Origin of the sequence: Klebsiella sp. CN_Kp066 (assembly GCF_040065135.1) — a bacterium.
GTDB lineage: Bacteria > Pseudomonadota > Gammaproteobacteria > Enterobacterales > Enterobacteriaceae > Klebsiella > Klebsiella oxytoca.
Genome location: NZ_JBEAIU010000024.1, coordinates 75,472 through 91,166, shown reverse-complemented (window position 1 = coordinate 91,166; position 15,695 = coordinate 75,472). Strand labels below are relative to the sequence as shown.

The 15,695-nt window shown below is 58.1% G+C and carries 12 protein-coding genes and 1 pseudogene; 4 read left to right on the top strand and 9 right to left on the bottom strand.

Going from position 1 to position 15,695, the window contains the following annotated elements:
- Window positions 1-44 precede the first annotated feature (44 nt).
- Window positions 45-1,700: an alpha,alpha-phosphotrehalase gene (treC, locus tag ABLV75_RS05760; protein WP_004117526.1), complete on the top strand. Its 1,656-nt coding sequence runs from the start codon at window positions 45-47 to the stop codon at window positions 1,698-1,700.
- A 105-nt stretch (window positions 1,701-1,805) separates the two neighbouring features.
- Here the strand turns inward: treC and celB are convergent, their stop codons facing one another.
- From celB to ABLV75_RS05745, 3 genes are all read right to left on the bottom strand, one after another.
- Window positions 1,806-3,161: a PTS cellobiose transporter subunit IIC gene (celB, locus tag ABLV75_RS05755; RefSeq protein ID WP_047720430.1), complete on the bottom strand. Its 1,356-nt coding sequence runs from the start codon at window positions 3,159-3,161 to the stop codon at window positions 1,806-1,808.
- A 26-nt stretch (window positions 3,162-3,187) separates the two neighbouring features.
- Window positions 3,188-4,495, bottom strand: coding sequence for a 6-phospho-beta-glucosidase (locus ABLV75_RS05750; protein ID WP_004117522.1), 1,308 nt, complete (start codon window positions 4,493-4,495; stop codon window positions 3,188-3,190).
- Window positions 4,496-4,574: 79 nt separating this feature from the next.
- Window positions 4,575-4,883 (bottom strand): PTS sugar transporter subunit IIB, encoded by a 309-nt coding sequence (locus ABLV75_RS05745; protein ID WP_016809334.1) that lies wholly within the window; start codon window positions 4,881-4,883, stop codon window positions 4,575-4,577.
- A gap of 259 nt (window positions 4,884-5,142) precedes the next feature.
- Here ABLV75_RS05745 and ABLV75_RS05740 point away from each other — a divergent pair, with 259 nt between their 5' ends.
- The 3 genes from ABLV75_RS05740 to nrdG all read left to right on the top strand — a co-directional run bounded on the left by ABLV75_RS05740 (window position 5,143) and on the right by nrdG (window position 9,189).
- A complete protein-coding gene (locus ABLV75_RS05740) occupies window positions 5,143-5,886 on the top strand; it encodes a MurR/RpiR family transcriptional regulator (RefSeq protein WP_004108963.1) in 744 nt (247 codons plus the stop codon).
- Window positions 5,887-6,256: 370 nt separating this feature from the next.
- Entirely contained in the window at window positions 6,257-8,395 is a 2,139-nt protein-coding gene (nrdD, locus tag ABLV75_RS05735) for an anaerobic ribonucleoside-triphosphate reductase (protein ID WP_004108965.1), read from the top strand.
- A 329-nt stretch (window positions 8,396-8,724) separates the two neighbouring features.
- Window positions 8,725-9,189: an anaerobic ribonucleoside-triphosphate reductase-activating protein gene (gene nrdG / locus ABLV75_RS05730; RefSeq protein ID WP_004108967.1), complete on the top strand. Its 465-nt coding sequence runs from the start codon at window positions 8,725-8,727 to the stop codon at window positions 9,187-9,189.
- A gap of 10 nt (window positions 9,190-9,199) precedes the next feature.
- On the opposite strand, the pseudogene ABLV75_RS05725 reads toward nrdG, so the two are convergent.
- From ABLV75_RS05725 to ABLV75_RS05700, 6 genes and pseudogenes are all read right to left on the bottom strand, one after another.
- A pseudogene (locus ABLV75_RS05725) lies at window positions 9,200-9,471 on the bottom strand (type II toxin-antitoxin system RelE/ParE family toxin); the annotation flags it as partial.
- Complete coding sequence (locus ABLV75_RS05720; RefSeq protein WP_016809337.1) at window positions 9,453-11,363, bottom strand: PRD domain-containing protein; 1,911 nt, start codon at window positions 11,361-11,363, stop codon at window positions 9,453-9,455. The pseudogene ABLV75_RS05725 and the gene ABLV75_RS05720, both read right to left, overlap by 19 nt.
- Window positions 11,364-11,385: 22 nt before the next feature.
- Window positions 11,386-12,537 (bottom strand): lactonase family protein, encoded by a 1,152-nt coding sequence (locus ABLV75_RS05715; RefSeq protein WP_004108973.1) that lies wholly within the window; start codon window positions 12,535-12,537, stop codon window positions 11,386-11,388.
- A 167-nt stretch (window positions 12,538-12,704) separates the two neighbouring features.
- The gene (locus ABLV75_RS05710; RefSeq protein ID WP_004108976.1) at window positions 12,705-13,445 is read right to left on the bottom strand and encodes a KDGP aldolase family protein; all 741 of its coding nucleotides are present in this window, start codon (window positions 13,443-13,445) and stop codon (window positions 12,705-12,707) included.
- Window positions 13,442-14,560, bottom strand: coding sequence for a DgaE family pyridoxal phosphate-dependent ammonia lyase (locus ABLV75_RS05705; protein WP_004108979.1), 1,119 nt, complete (start codon window positions 14,558-14,560; stop codon window positions 13,442-13,444). Before ABLV75_RS05705 ends, ABLV75_RS05710 begins: the two co-directional genes overlap by 4 nt.
- Window positions 14,544-15,677 (bottom strand): amidohydrolase/deacetylase family metallohydrolase, encoded by a 1,134-nt coding sequence (locus ABLV75_RS05700; RefSeq protein ID WP_017145069.1) that lies wholly within the window; start codon window positions 15,675-15,677, stop codon window positions 14,544-14,546. Before ABLV75_RS05700 ends, ABLV75_RS05705 begins: the two co-directional genes overlap by 17 nt.
- Between the last annotated feature and the right edge of the window lie 18 nt (window positions 15,678-15,695).

Sequence of the window (15,695 nt, the reverse complement as noted above, 5' to 3'; positions counted from 1 at the left end):
TCGGGGCGCGCTGTCGCCCCCCTCTTTTGTAGCAGGAACGCAATATGAATACCCTTCCCCTCTGGTGGCAAAACGGCGTTATTTATCAAATCTATCCGAAGAGTTTCCAGGATACGACCGGCACCGGTACCGGCGATCTGCGCGGCGTCACCTCCCGCCTCGACTATCTGCAAAAGCTTGGCGTTGACGCTATCTGGCTGACGCCGTTCTATGTCTCGCCGCAGGTGGATAACGGCTACGATGTGGCCAACTATACCGCTATCGACCCTGCCTACGGCACGCTGGACGATTTCGATGAGCTGGTGGCTCAGGCGAAGGCGCGAGGAATTCGTATCGTGCTGGATATGGTGCTGAACCACACTTCGACCGAGCATGCCTGGTTCCGGGAAGCGCTCAGCAAAGAGAGTCCGTATCGCCAGTTCTATATCTGGCGCGACGGCGAGCCGACCACCCCGCCGAACAACTGGCAATCTAAGTTTGGCGGCAACGCCTGGCAGTGGCACGCCGAAAGCGAGCAGTACTATCTGCATCTGTACGCCGTTGAGCAGGCGGATCTGAACTGGGAAAACCCTGCCGTGCGCGCAGAACTGAAAAAAGTCTGCGAATTTTGGGCCGATCGCGGCGTCGACGGCCTGCGCCTCGACGTGATCAATGTTATCTCCAAAGACCAGTCCTTCCCGTCCGATACCGCTGGCGATGGCCGCCGCTTTTATACCGACGGTCCGCGAGCGCACGAATTTTTGCAGGAGATGAGCCGCGATGTCTTCACCCCGCGAAATCTGATGACGGTGGGCGAAATGTCCTCCACCACGCTTGAACATTGCCAAAAATATGCGGCGCTCGACGGCAGCGAACTCTCGATGACCTTTAACTTCCACCATCTGAAGGTGGACTACCCCGGCGGAGAGAAGTGGACGCTGGCGCGACCGGATTTTGTGGCGTTGAAATCGCTGTTCAGGCACTGGCAGCAGGGAATGCACAATCGCGCCTGGAATGCGCTGTTCTGGTGTAACCACGATCAGCCGCGCATCGTCTCCCGTTTCGGTGATGAAGGGGAATACCGCGTCCCGGCGGCGAAAATGCTGGCGATGGTGCTGCACGGCATGCAGGGCACGCCCTATATTTATCAGGGCGAAGAGATTGGCATGACTAATCCGCACTTTACGCGCATCACCGATTATCGCGACGTTGAGAGCCACAACATGTATATCGAACGCGCGGCTCAGGGCCGGGACGCGGATGAACTGTTGGCGATTCTGGCCAGTAAATCGCGCGATAACAGCCGCACGCCCATGCAGTGGAACCGCGGTGAAAACGGCGGATTCACCGCAGGCGAGCCGTGGATTGCGCTGTGCGACAACTATCGCGAGATTAACGCCGAAGCAGCGCTGGCGGACCCGGAATCCGTGTTTTATGCCTATCAGCAGCTGATTGCGCTGCGCAAGAGCACGCCGGTGCTGACCTGGGGCGATTACCAGGACCTGCTGCCGGAACATCCGTCGCTGTGGTGCTACCGCCGTCAGTGGCAGGGACAAACGCTGGTCGTCGTGGCGAACCTGAGCCGCGAGTTCCAGCGCTGGCAGCCGGAAGCCATGAGTGGCGACTGGCGGACGCTCATGAGCAACTACGCGGAAGCGGCGAACCGCCCTGCCGATATGACCCTGCGCCCGTTTGAAGCGGTATGGTGGCTGCAGGCGTAACCCCCTCCCCGGCTTGCGCTACGCTTAGCCGGGCTACCGATTCACAGCCGTCTGCGGGCCGGTAGCCCGGGCAGGCGCGTCAAGCGCCGCCTCCGGGAATACGCTTTAAATACGGTCAGCCGCCGACAGCGTCGCGCTGGCCTCCGGCTGCGCGGACGCCTGCTCTTCTTTCGCCTTCAGGCGATCCCATACCCGGAAGAACGGATAGTAGATCACCAGCGAGATCGCCAGGTTCACCACCTGCAGCACCGCGCCGGAAATATGCCCTCCGGTCGCCAGATAGCCGCTCATAAAAATAGGCGTGGTAAACGGTAGCGCAATCCCCGCCGGCTTCATCACCAGCCCGGTGGCCATCGCGGTATACGAGACAATCACCAGCAGGACCGGCGTCAAAATAAACGGCAGGAAGAAGTACGGGTTCATCACCAGCGGAATGCCGAATACCATCGGCTCGCTGATATTAAACAGCGCCCCCGGCGCGGCGATTTTTCCCAGCTGTTTCATCTGCTGGCTACGGCTGTGCAGCAGCATAAAAATCACCAGCCCCAGCAGCGCACCGGTACCGCCGGGCGCAATCCACAGATCATAAAACTGCTGGGTAATGATATGAGGGATCGGCAGTCCATTCTGAAACGCTTCCAGGTTTTCCGACATATTCGACAGCCAGACCGGGCGAATAAACACCAGCACAATGGTGTCGCCGTGCAGCCCCAGGGTCCACAGGATACCAATCAGGATCACCGAGATAATCATCCCCGGCAGCGAACCGCCGACGTGCGACATGGGAATACCGATAAGGGTGGTAATCATGCTATTGATATCGCCGAACGGCGAAGCTTCAACGATCAGGCGCAGCGCCAGCACCACGGCCAGCACGCAGAAACCGGGGATCAGGGCGAGAAAAGATTTCGCCACCGCGGGCGGTACGCCGTCCGGCATGCGGATCACCAGATTACGGCTGGCCACCAGGCGATAAATCTCTGTAGAGAGCAGCGAAATCACAATCGCCACAAACAGTCCCTGGCTGCCAATCATCCCCACCGGCAGCACGCCTTTGACGATTTGCGCCGCTGAACCGTCTGCCGGCGTAAAGAGCGTCACCTGGGGGATTGTCATCACAAACGCCACCAGCGACATCGCCCCGGCGCTTAGCGGATCCAGGGTGCGATATTTCTCCGCCAGCCGGTAGGCAATGCCGAAGGCGGAGAGCAGCGCCATGATGTCATAGGTCGCTTTGACCGGGTACAGCATCTTATCGCGCCAGGCATCGCCAAACACGCTGGCCATCAGCTCACCGTAACCAGGGATCGGCAGATAAGCGAATATCAGGAAAAACGAACCGATCAGCATAAACGGCATATTAAGGATAATGCCGTCACGTACCGACAGGACATGCTTCTGCCCGCCGATTTTCAGCGCGGCGGGCATGACATAGCGTTCAATAAATGAAGTACGAGACATAGTGGTATCCCCGAAGGCGGAAAAGTTTAGTTAAACTGCGTTAACCAGGGGCGGTTGATGGTTAACACCTCATCAAGCAGCGCCCGGGCATCGGTCACATTCCCGACCAGCGGGTTACTCACCAGCGCCAGCAGCGCGCTATCCCGGCAGCCGTGGACCGCGGCCTCAATCGTCAAGCGCTCGAAGGCTTTCACCTGTTGCGTCAGTCCGTTCATGATCGGCGGCAGCGCGCCAAAGGCCAGCGGTCGTGCGCCCTGCGCGTCAATAATGCTGTTAATTTCCACCACCGCATCATCATCGAAGCCGTGAATCGCGCCGTTGTTGCGGGTGTTGACGACCATCTCCTTGCCAAGATTGTTGTAGATGGCGTTAATCAGCTCCACCGCCACCTCGGAGTAGTACGCACCGCCGCGGAAGCTCAGCTGTTCGGGCTTTTCATCCAGATCGGGCCGGGCATAGATATCAAACAGCTCCTGTTCCACCTTCATCACCTGCTCTGCGCGGGTGCCTTTGGTTTTTGCCGCTTCAATCTCTTCCGCCAGCATCGCCGGCGTCAGCCAGTAATAGCGATGATAGGGACAGGGGATCGCCTTCAGGGCCCGCAGAAACTCCGCCGGCCACGGCAGCGATTGAATATTGTTCATCGAGAGCGATTGACCGTCACACAGCATGTCGATGACCTTGCTGGTCACCTCTTCCCGCCCCTGCATCACCTTGTGTACCCAGACCATATGATTCAGCCCGGCGAAGCTCAGCCGAACCTCCTCTTCTTTTGCGTCCAGCATTCCGGCAATCATATGCTGCATATTGATGGGCACGTTGCACAGGCCGATGATTTTGGCGCTGCTGTAGCGACTCACCGCTTCCGTCACAATCCCGGCCGGATTGGTAAAATTGAGGATAAAGGCATCGGGCGCCAGCGCTTCCACCTTGCGGGCAACCTGTAAAATCACCGGAATAGTGCGCAGCGCTTTGGCAAATCCGCCGACGCCGGTAGTTTCCTGGCCCAGCAGCTGATACTTCAGCCCCAGACGCTCATCCGCCGCCCGCGCCGCCAGCTGACCAACCCGCAGCTGAGTCAGCACAAATTTAGCGCCGCGAATGGCCTCATCCAGGCTGAAATGCACGCTGACCTTAACCTGTTCGAGGCCATGGCGCTTAAACATACGCTGGGTCAGCGCGGCGATAATCGCCACTTTCTCGCGCCCGGCGTCAACATCGACCAGCGCCAGCTCCGTGACCGGAATCTGCTGATGGCGAAGGATGATGCCTTCGATAAGTTCCGGCGTATAGCTGCTGCCGCCGCCGATTACAGCTATTTTCAATGCTTGCATAGTGGCCTCATTTTTGGCGTACAGATCCCCGCGCAAGGCCGCAGTGGCTTTGCGAAATGAACGCGTTGATGGGAAAGCGTTAGTGGTTCAGCAGAGCGAGCGCTTTATCCAGTACGGCGGCCCCGCGCATCATGCCGTAATCCGCCATGTCGATCACCGCCACGGCTTTTCCGTGCGGGGCAGCAAGCTCCGTCAACCGGGCCGCTTCATACTTCACCTGCGGCCCCAGCAAAATCACGTCGGCATTGGGCAACTCGCGCTCAAACTCGGCGACGGGTACAGCGTAAATCTCCAGCGCCAGCGCGCGCTGTTGCGCCTCGGCTTTCATTTTGTTAACCAGCATGCTGGTGGACATTCCGGCGGCGCAGCACAGGACAATACGTGGCATAATTCCTCCCCATGGGTTTTGCTTGAGCGAGTGCTAAACAGGCACCATCGACTATAGGGCGAGGTGCGGGTACAGAAGAAGGCTATATGAAAATTTTTTTCACGTACGTGATCGAGGCGTTATTTTTCATCCTTATAATTGCCCATAAAAAGCCGAACCAACAATAATCCCAAGCATTACGCGTGATTAAGTGGTATAAAAAGCCATCATTATTTGAAAAATATTTTCAATCTGGCGGTGGCAGAGAGAGGCTGAAAGCATGGATATCGTAGGACAGTTACAGGAAGGCATGACTCGCTTAAGCGCTCAGGAATCGAAGGTCGCGGCATTTATTCTGCAGAATTTAAGTTTTACCGCCAGCGCCTCGATTGATGAACTGGCGGCGCGCGCTGGCGTGAGCGCAGCCACGATTACCCGCTTTGCCCGCTCCGTAGGCTGCGAGGATATTCGTGATTTGCGTAAGCAGCTGGCGCAGGCTTGCGAACGGCGCACCGGTTGGCTAAACGAAGAGAGCGCCGCGCTGCCCGCCGCGTGGCGCGACAAATTAAGCCTGATTAGCACAAGTCTGGAACAACAGCTGGTAAGCACCCCCGAATCTACGCTGCAAAAGCTGCGCACGCGTCTGCAAAATGCCCGCGCCGTACACTGTTTCGCCCTTGGCGCACAGGATATTGCGCTGGCCACGCTGCTCCAGCACCAGCTGCTCTCCATCGGGATCGTGATGAATCTCTGCCAGGACAGCGCCCTGATGCGCATGATAGCCAGTACCCTTAGTGACGATCATCTTCTGCTGGTGCTGGCAACCGGCGAGGCCGATGCGATTTTGCAGGGCGCGACCCTGCTGGCCCGGGTACAAGAAGCGACAATTTTCGCCCTCACTCCCGCCGACCATTCATTAAGCAATATGGCCTCCGCGCTGCTGCCCCTGCCCGAGAATGCACAAGCCGCCCGCTACGCCCTGCTGCTGCTGGTCGACCTGCTTAACGACGCGCTGCTCGCCTGACGTTATCCCTATCGGGCCTGAATTTCCTGCGTTCAGGCCCCATTTTTGCTTATTTTATAAGCGGATAAATTTACATTAAGCGCAAGCGCCCATCATTCCTGCTCTCCTCTTTTTACTTTGTTCTGCATCAATAAAATTGCAAACATCTTTGATGCAAAGCACTACATATAGAACTTAAAATGCGCCCCGGCCCCACATATTGTATTAATAGTCTATTATGTCACCACAACCCATCGTACCCGGGCGGTGATGGGATGTGGATAAAAAGGGCCGGGATCGGAGGGAAACGGCGGCAGCTATAGCGCCCCGGGACTTCGGTTAACCTTCCGCCTCTGTGGATAACCTGTTCTATAAAAAGTATGGAGTGATCATGACACCGCATGTGATGAAACGCGATGGCTGTAAAGTGCCGTTCAAGTCAGAGCGCATTAATGAAGCAATTCTACGTGCAGCTAAAGCAGCGGGAGTCGATGACGCAGACTATTGCGCCACCGTCGCAGAAGTCGTTAGCCAGCAAATGCAGGGCCGCACCCAGGTTGATATCAACGAGATCCAGACCGCCGTTGAGAATCAGCTGATGTCCGGCCCTTACAAGCAACTGGCGCGTGCCTACATTGAATATCGCCACGACCGCGATAGCCAACGTGAAAAACGCGGTCGTCTGAACCAGGAAATTCGCGGCCTGGTTGAGCAGACCAACTCGGCGTTACTCAACGAGAACGCCAACAAAGACAGTAAAGTCATTCCTACCCAGCGCGATCTGCTGGCGGGTATCGTGGCTAAACACTATGCGCGTCAGCACCTGCTGCCGCATGACGTAGTGATGGCGCACGAGCGCGGCCTGATCCACTATCACGATCTCGACTATTCGCCATTCTTCCCGATGTTCAACTGCATGCTGATCGATCTTAAAGGCATGCTGACGCAGGGTTTTAAAATGGGCAACGCCGAGATTGAGCCGCCAAAGTCCATCTCTACCGCCACCGCGGTAACGGCGCAGATTATCGCGCAGGTCGCCAGCCATATTTATGGCGGCACGACCATCAACCGCATCGATGAAGTGCTGGCGCCGTTTGTTACCGAAAGCTTCAATAAGCACCGTAAAATTGCCGAAGAGTGGCAAATCCCCGACGCCGAAGGTTATGCCCGTTCCCGCACCGAGAAAGAGTGCTACGACGCCTTCCAGTCGCTGGAATATGAAGTGAACACCCTGCATACCGCCAACGGTCAGACGCCGTTCGTCACCTTCGGTTTCGGCCTCGGTACCAGCTGGGAATCGCGTCTGATTCAGCAGTCCATTCTGCGCAATCGCATCGCGGGACTCGGTAAAAATCGCAAAACGGCGGTGTTCCCCAAGCTGGTCTTCGCCATTCGCGACGGCCTGAACCATAAGTTTGGCGACGCGAACTACGACATTAAACAGCTGGCGCTGGAGTGCGCGAGCAAGCGCATGTATCCGGATATCCTCAACTACGATCAGGTCGTGAAGGTGACCGGCTCGTTCAAAACCCCGATGGGCTGCCGCAGCTTCCTCGGCGTGTGGGAAAACGAGGACGGCGAACAGGTGCACGATGGCCGCAACAACCTCGGCGTTATCAGCCTCAACCTGCCGCGTATTGCCCTGGAAGCCCGCGGCGACGAAGCTGTGTTCTGGAAACTTCTGGATGAGCGTCTGCAGCTGGCGCGTAAAGCGCTGATGACCCGCATCGCCCGTCTGGAAGGAGTGAAGGCTCGCGTTGCGCCGATTCTGTATATGGAAGGGGCCTGCGGCGTGCGCCTGAAAGCGGATGACGACGTTTCGGAGATTTTCAAAAACGGCCGCGCGTCGATTTCTCTTGGCTATATCGGTATCCATGAAACCATCAACGCGCTGTTCGGCAATAAGCCTATGTACGATAGCGAAGCGCTGCGTGAAAAAGGCGTCGCCATCGTTCAGCGTCTGCGCGAAGCGGTAGACCAGTGGAAAGACGAGACCGGCTACGGCTTTAGCCTGTACAGCACGCCGAGCGAAAATCTCTGCGACCGCTTCTGCCGTCTGGACACCGCTGAGTTCGGCGTGATCGAAGGCGTCACCGACAAAGGGTATTACACCAACAGCTTCCACCTCGATGTGGAGAAGAAGGTGAACCCGTACGATAAAATCGATTTTGAAGCGCCTTACCCGCCACTGGCTAACGGGGGCTTTATTTGCTACGGCGAGTACCCGAATATTCAGCACAACCTGCGGGCGCTGGAAGACGTGTGGGATTATAGCTATCAGCACGTGCCCTATTACGGGACCAATACGCCTATCGATGAGTGCTACGAGTGCGGTTTTACCGGTGAGTTCGAGTGTACCAGCAAAGGCTTCACCTGCCCGAAATGCGGCAACCACGATGCTTCTCGCGTGTCGGTAACCCGCCGGGTATGCGGTTATCTCGGAAGCCCGGACGCCCGCCCGTTCAACGCCGGCAAGCAGGAAGAAGTGAAGCGCCGCGTGAAGCATCTGGGCAACGGGCAGATCGGTTAATTCCAGGTGGTTTAGCCCCTTCCCCTCTCCCCGACGGGGAGAGGGGGCCGGCCCCGTAGCCGTTTGGCCACTAAGGAGCCGTTCCCGGATCGCGGCGCAAAGCGCCTTATCCGGGCTACAACCGCGTATGCGGCTCTTCGTAGCCCGGCCGAGCGCAGCGACGCCGGGAGCCGTTCCCTTTACAAATGCACAGCCCCTCCGTTTTCGCAAAGCAATTAGCGTCAGAGCAAGGCGGCAAACGAGGGAATCCCCGGGAGCGTACATTAAGTACGTGACTGGGGTGAGCGAGCGCAGCCAACGCGGCTATGGCGTTAATTGAGAAGCGAAAAATGAATTACCATCAGTACTACCCGGTAGATATTGTTAACGGTCCGGGCACCCGCTGCACCCTGTTCGTTTCCGGCTGCGTTCACGAGTGCCCCGGCTGCTACAACAAAAGCACCTGGCGGCTGAACTCCGGCATGCCGTTTACCGCCGAGATAGCCGACCGCATCATTGCTGACCTCAACGATACGCGTATCAGGCGCCAGGGGATCACGCTTTCCGGCGGCGACCCGCTGCACCCGCAGAACGTGCCGGAGATCCTTAAGCTGGTGCAGCGCGTTCGCGCCGAGTGCCCCGGCAAAGATATCTGGGTATGGACCGGCTACAAGCTGGACGAACTTAACGACGCGCAGATGCAGGTGGTGGATCTCATCAACGTACTGGTTGATGGCAAATTTGTGCAGGATCTCAAAGACCCGGCGCTAATCTGGCGCGGCAGCAGCAATCAGGTTGTGCATCACCTGAGATAGCCTCTCGCGACAGCCGTTTATTGACGTTCCGATAGACGGCTAGTTTTTCTCGTTTTCCCACAGGAATAACCTAAACCTTCAATCACCACCTCATCCCGAACCTGATACACCAGTCGGTATCCCGCTGATTTCAGCTGAATTTTATAGCAGTCGGGTCAACCGCGAAGATTCAATATGAAGGTTCTCCAGCACGACCGCCAGCTGACTTTTGAACTGCTCTTTTACGGTTTCACCCAGCTTATACCATTCTCTGGCAGCGCATCTCAAAACCGGCTGACGCACTCCATGGCCACCGCTTTAAACTCAGCGAAGCTGCGGGTGGCAGCAAGGCGGGTCATTGCGCGCTCGCGCAGGAAGGTGACGAAAATATCGTAGATCGCCATCGCCTCTTCATACTCGCTTTTACTGATGGCGAGCAGGAAGATGATATGCGCGGTTTCATCGCCCCAGGCGATGCCGTGCGGCGCAATTACGGTATAAACCACGGTCTTTTTTGCCAGCAGCCCGAGGGCGTGAGGTAACGCGATCCCGTCGCCAAGCATGGTACTGACGATAGCCTCACGCTCCGCGACCGAATCATGGAACTCCGCCCCGACAAACCCCTCCTGCTGCAGCTGCTGGCACAGCGTAGCAAACAGCGCCTGCTGATCCATCGGGGTATCTATCACCTGAAAGTGAGTCTCATCAAAATACTTATTCAGCATCCAGGGACGGGTGCGGTCCACCAGCACCAGCTTGCCGATTTGGTCGAGCTGGTAGTCGGTAGGAAATGGCGCAATGGTAACTACCGGCTTATCTTTCTCGCTGATGCGCACGGTGGAAATGACAAAATCTTCCGCGATCTCTTCCCGCTGTTCATATTCGCGCTGCGAGAGGGTGGCGGCAATTTCCAGCTGCGGATACTTACGCTGCAGGATGGCTTCAATCATCCTCACCATCGCGTTGCTGGTATCGCAGACCAGCAGCACCTGAGGCTGGCGCTGGTAGCCGATATTGTAATGGCGCTCCAGCCCGACGCCGATATGCAGCACCAGAAAGCCGATCTCGTTTTCGCTGATGGCGTAGGGGGTATATTTTCCCCAGCTGGATACCGCCGCCAGGGTCATGTCCCACGCCATGGGGTAGTGCTGTTTGATATTTTCCAGAAGCGGGTTGGGGATCATTATCTGGTAGCGCACGCGGGTGATCATGGTCTTAATATGGGTCAGCAAATCCGCATGCAGCTGGGCATCCTCCAGCAAATTATAGTTATATTGCTGATTGATATAGCGCAGGATGTAGTTCACCAGCGCTTCGTCGTCGTCGGCGCTGATAGTCCCCGGATCGACATCCTGCACCTGGCGGGCGGCAAGGTGGACGCACAGCCACTCCTCTTCCGCCGGAGCAAGCGGTTTGCCCGCCAGCTGCTGCATCGTATTTGCCAGCTCGCGGGCGGCATCGCGTACGTTTTGCGCGACATCCTCGGCGCTAAAATCGGCTAAAGGATATCCTTCGCTCACTCGGCGCACGGCAACCGCGCCGTACAGGCAAATAAAGCGCTCCCCGGCGTCGGTCAGGCGAACGTGATGGCGGGTTAGCGTTTCCTGCAGCACGCCAGCCAGCAGCGTCGGTACGCTGGCATCAAACGCTTCTTCACCGATAAGCGGGTTCAGCGGCCCCTGCTGACTTAGCTCCCACAGCAGATCGGTCAGGCAGGCGCGAATGGAGACCTCGCTGCCGAACAGCTTCATACCGTGACGCGGCCGGGTCTCAAGGGTGAGCTGATAACGCTGAAAGCGCTCGCGTACGTCAACCATATCGCCCTGTAAGGTGGCGCGGCTGACGAACCACGCATCGGCCAGATCCTCCAGCTTGATTGAGAAAGCGGAAGTTAAAAAGCGCACCAGCAAAAAGTGGATGCGATCCGCCGCGGTTCGCGGGATATGCTGCGCTTTCGGCGCACTCTCTGCCAGCGTCTGATAGCGCGACGGATCGTGAATCACCAGCTGATAACCGCTGCCGCGGGTGAGGATAAACTGCGCGCCATAGTGCTGCAGCAGCGCGTTCAACGCGGTGATGTCCGCGCGCACCGTGCGAGTAGAAACCGACAGCCGCTGCGCCAGCTCCTCCTGGGGCAGCGTTTCGTTTTGCAACAGGGTAAACAGCTGCGCTAAACGTTGATTGGGAAATCGCATGTCAGTTCCTTTTTCTTACGGCTCAGGGTTGAGCGGATATCACCATCTGCGACGGGCTGCCAACCGGGGTATAGTCCGGAGAGAACGTCAGCCTGCCATCCTTCGGCGCGACGCGAAAGCGGGTGATGTTGTCGCTACGCTGGTTCATGACGTACAGCCACTGCCCCTGACTGTCGAGCGTCAGCGTGCGCGGATAGTCGCCGCGGGTCCAGATATCGTCCTGATGGCGCAGGCTGCCGTCGGCCAGCACCGTAAAGTGGCCGATGCTGTTATGCAGTCGATTAGCAACGTACAGCTGCTTGCCGTCGCGGCTCAGAACCAGACCGGCGGCAAAACTGGTGCCCTTATACGCTTCCGGCAGCGCCGAGACCGTTTTCCCCTCGCGCAACAGGCCGCTTTGCTTATCGAGATGATAGAAAGTGAGCGTCGACGCCTCTTCGTTAATTAACCATAGCCCGTCGCCCTGCGGCGTAAACACAAAATGGCGCGGTCCGGCGCCGGGAGATGAGGCCGCAATAAACGGCGGATCGTTCGGCGTTAGCTTCCCGGTGGCGTTATCCAGCCGGTACTGATAGATCCGATCCAGCCCGAGGTCGGTGGAGTAAACGAACTTACCGCTGGGATCGGCGGCGATCATATGGGCGTGGGGGCCGTTATGATCGCTAATGGCAAAACTGCCTTCGACGGCTGCCGCCGGGCGTTCCGCTCCCGCAGGGCCTTGATCCTGATGCACGTCCACCGCCTCGCCCAGGTTACCATCTTCTTTCACCGGCAGCACGGCGATACTGCCGCTGACGTAGTTTGCCACCAGCAGATGGCGTCCATCGGGAGTCAGGGAGAGATAAACCGGCCCGGCGCCGCCGGAAGCGACCTGATTCAGCTCACGCAGTTCGCCGTTACTGCCGATGCGCCACGCCTGCACCACACCCTTTTCCACTTCGCTGGCGGCGTACAGGGTTTTGCCATCCGCCGAAACGGTGAGCTGGGCCAGGTTAGGTAGCTTAGCGACCAGCGCTTTATCGCGCAGCTCCCCAGTCTGGTTATCGACGGTAAAGCGATACAGGCCTTCCCCATTGGGGTTGTAGGTACCGACCCAGGCGTACTGGGTTTGCGCAGCGGCGCCGGCGGCGAGCAGAGAGAGTGAAGCAACAAGCAGGTGACGAGCGGTTGGCATGGTGACTCCTTGATGGTTCGGTGGAGGTTTCCCCTTACCCTAATCCTCGCCCATAGGGCCGAGGGCGCAGTTCGGTATTTCTTCGCGCGATCGGCGCAAAAGGCTCCGTCTCTGTTTTTCTCCCTCTCCCTGTCAGGGAGAGGGCCGGGGTGGAGGGGCAATCGGCGCTATTGTACTAACTGTTTGGTGATCGAAAGCAGCTGACGCACGTCCGCCGGGCGGGTATTACCGCTGGCTTTATCAATAATCGAACTGTAGATATGCGGGATAATTTTACTCACGCCGGCGTCCAGCGCGATCTGCAGGATCTCGCCGTAGTTTTCCAGATCGATCCCGCCGGTGGGCTCCAGCCAGAAATCATGACGGGCGCAGGCCTCGGCCACCGCAATAAACTCGTCACGATGCTTTAGCCCGCCCATCGGAAAGTATTTGATTGAACTGCCGCCCATATCTTTCAGCAGGGCAATCGCGGTTTCCAGCGGCACGATGCCATCCGGCGCGCCGCTGCTGAGCGGACCGGTGGAGATCTTCACCCTTCCCGGCGTACCGGTTGGCGACACCAGGCCGTTAACCACGGTTTCGTTCTGGCCCAGCAGCGCGCGGCTGGTCGCCACGCCGGTAAATACCTGGTTGACGTGCTGCGGCTGCACCTGACGCGAAATTTCGCTGACCATCGCCGACTGGTTCGGATCGCCCGCGCCCAGCCCCACGGAGAGCGCGTTATCAATCCGCTGCGCGTATTCACGCATATCGGCAACCGCGCTGGCGACGTCCGGGTAATTTTTGGAGAGCACGCCCACCAGTACATGACCTTCCGCCGCCTCATAAATCTCGCTGGCGTTCTCTTTGCTTCCCGCCAGCACGTTCAGGCAGACGCGGTCACGATAAAAATTAGGGGTCAGTTTCATGCGTTTTTCTCCTTGTTCAAAACCTCTGCGATGCGACGGGAGACAATCTCCAGCTGCTGCGCGTTCACGCTGCGGACATCGGCTTCAATAATGCCTTCATTTGCTTTATAGCCACGGAAGTAGATGGCGTATTCGCCCTGCTTCAGCGCATTGACCAGATCGCCGGTGTTGACGCCGGTCACCGCTTCATCAAACTTAATCTCCGCCCGCGCGATATCGCGGCCGGCGCTGTCCCAGACCACGCGCGCGGTGACGCCATCGAGCGTATTAAGCTGCTGAATAAACGGCGTCATCTTCGCCACCATCTCTTCACCGCTCTCTTTGCTCGCCGTCAGATAGTGTTCAATGGCGCAGGTCAGGCCGAGGATCCCCTCTTTACCCACCTTCATCGCCCGGCCAATGCCGTTCGACTGGCGTTTGACCCACTCAACGTATTGGGTTTTGCCGATAACCAGCCCGCTGGTCGGCCCTTCTATCGCCTTCGCGCCGCTATAAATCACCAGATCCGCGCCGGCGCGATAGTAGGCCTGGAGGTCTTCTTCCGCCGCCGCATCGACAATCAGCGGCAGATTATGGCTCTTCGCCACCGCTGCCGCCTGCGCCACGTTGAGCATGCTTTTCTGCACGCAGTGGTGGGATTTGATATACAGAATGGCCGCGGTGCGCGGGGTGATAGCCGCCGCCAGCTGCCCGGCGGAACATTCGTTGGCGTAGCCCGCTTCCACCAGCCTGCCGCCGCCCAGCGCTACCATGGTGCCCACCGGCGCGCCAAAGTTGACGTTGTGGCCCTTAGGCAGCACGATTTCGTTGTTTTCAATCGGCGTCACGTGCAGGTTTTCCAGCAGCCAGTCGCTGTCTTTTACCAGCACCGCCGCCACCGACTGGGCGATGCCCGCCGAGGCGCAGGAGACAACGGTCGCCCCTTCCACGTCCAGCAGCTTCGCAATATACGCGCCGGTTTTATTGACCAGATCTTTCATCTCGAAGTACTGGTTCATCCCCGCCATCGCGGCTTCCACGACTTCCGGTCGCGGCGTCGAGACGCCGAGAATGGTCATGCGTCCGGAGGTGTTAATGACCTGCTTTAAATCATATTTCTCAAAAATCGAAGGCATTTTCCGCGCTCCCTTGTTCGGTCAGATAGCCCTTGCCCGCGCGAATGGCGGCAAGCGGCAGCAGAATCTTGTCGGCCTGAAGGCTCTCTTTTTCAGCATCCACCAGCACCGTTGGCATCTGCGCGAGAGTAAACAGCGTCAGGTCGGCGTCATAGCCCACTTCCAGCCGCCCTTTATGGGAAAGATGCAGGCCTTCCGCGGCGTTGGCGGTCACGCAGTCGATAACCTGCGGCAGCGACATCCCTATAGCGAGGAATTTCGACATCACCAGCGCCAGCGAGCGCACCGGACCGTCGATACGGTTGCGGCAGTAGATATCGGAGCTGATGGTGTGCGGCAGAATGCCCATGGCAATCGCCCGGCGCGCCACTTCGAAGCTGAAGCTGGCGGTGCCGTGGCCGATATCAAGGCGCACGCCGCGCTGTAGCGCGCGGGTAATCGAACTCTTCAGCTCGCCGGACGGCGTCAGAATGCGATTGGGCTTGCCGTTATAGCAGTGAGTAATAATGTCGCCGGAGGTCAACAGATCGGCGATTTCATCCAGATCGGGCGGATTGTTGCCGATATGCACCATCAGCGGCAGGCCGCCGTTTTCCTGCTGAATTGCCTTTGCGCGCGCCAGCGGCGTAATGCCGTTTTCACCCACCACGCTGCTGCTCATCCGCGCCTTCAGGCCGACGATAAAGTTCGGGTAGCGGTTGACCGCCTGCTTCACCGCCTCTGCGTCAATATTCGCCATATTGGCCAGTTCATTCTGGGCAATCAGCCCGACGCGGGAAATGTTAAGCAGGGCATAAACCTCGGTCGCGGCTTTGCGGGTCAGTTGGTAGAAGTCATCAACGTCGTCCGCACCGGTGCTGCCCGCGTCAATCACGGTGGTCACGCCGGTAGCAACCCCCACGCTGTCCGGCTCATCATGGTAAATCGGCGAGTTCGGATAGCAGTGAACGTGAGAGTCAATCCAGCCTGCGCTGACGTAATAGCGGCCGTCCAGTTCAAGGGTTTTGCGCGCAGGCGCGCTAATCTCGCCAAGCGCCGCGATTTTACCGTCCCGGATGGCGATATCGGTCAGGGTATCGTCGACGAGGCGCGCACGGCGCAGGAGTAAATCAAACATATCTCTCTCCTGTTAACG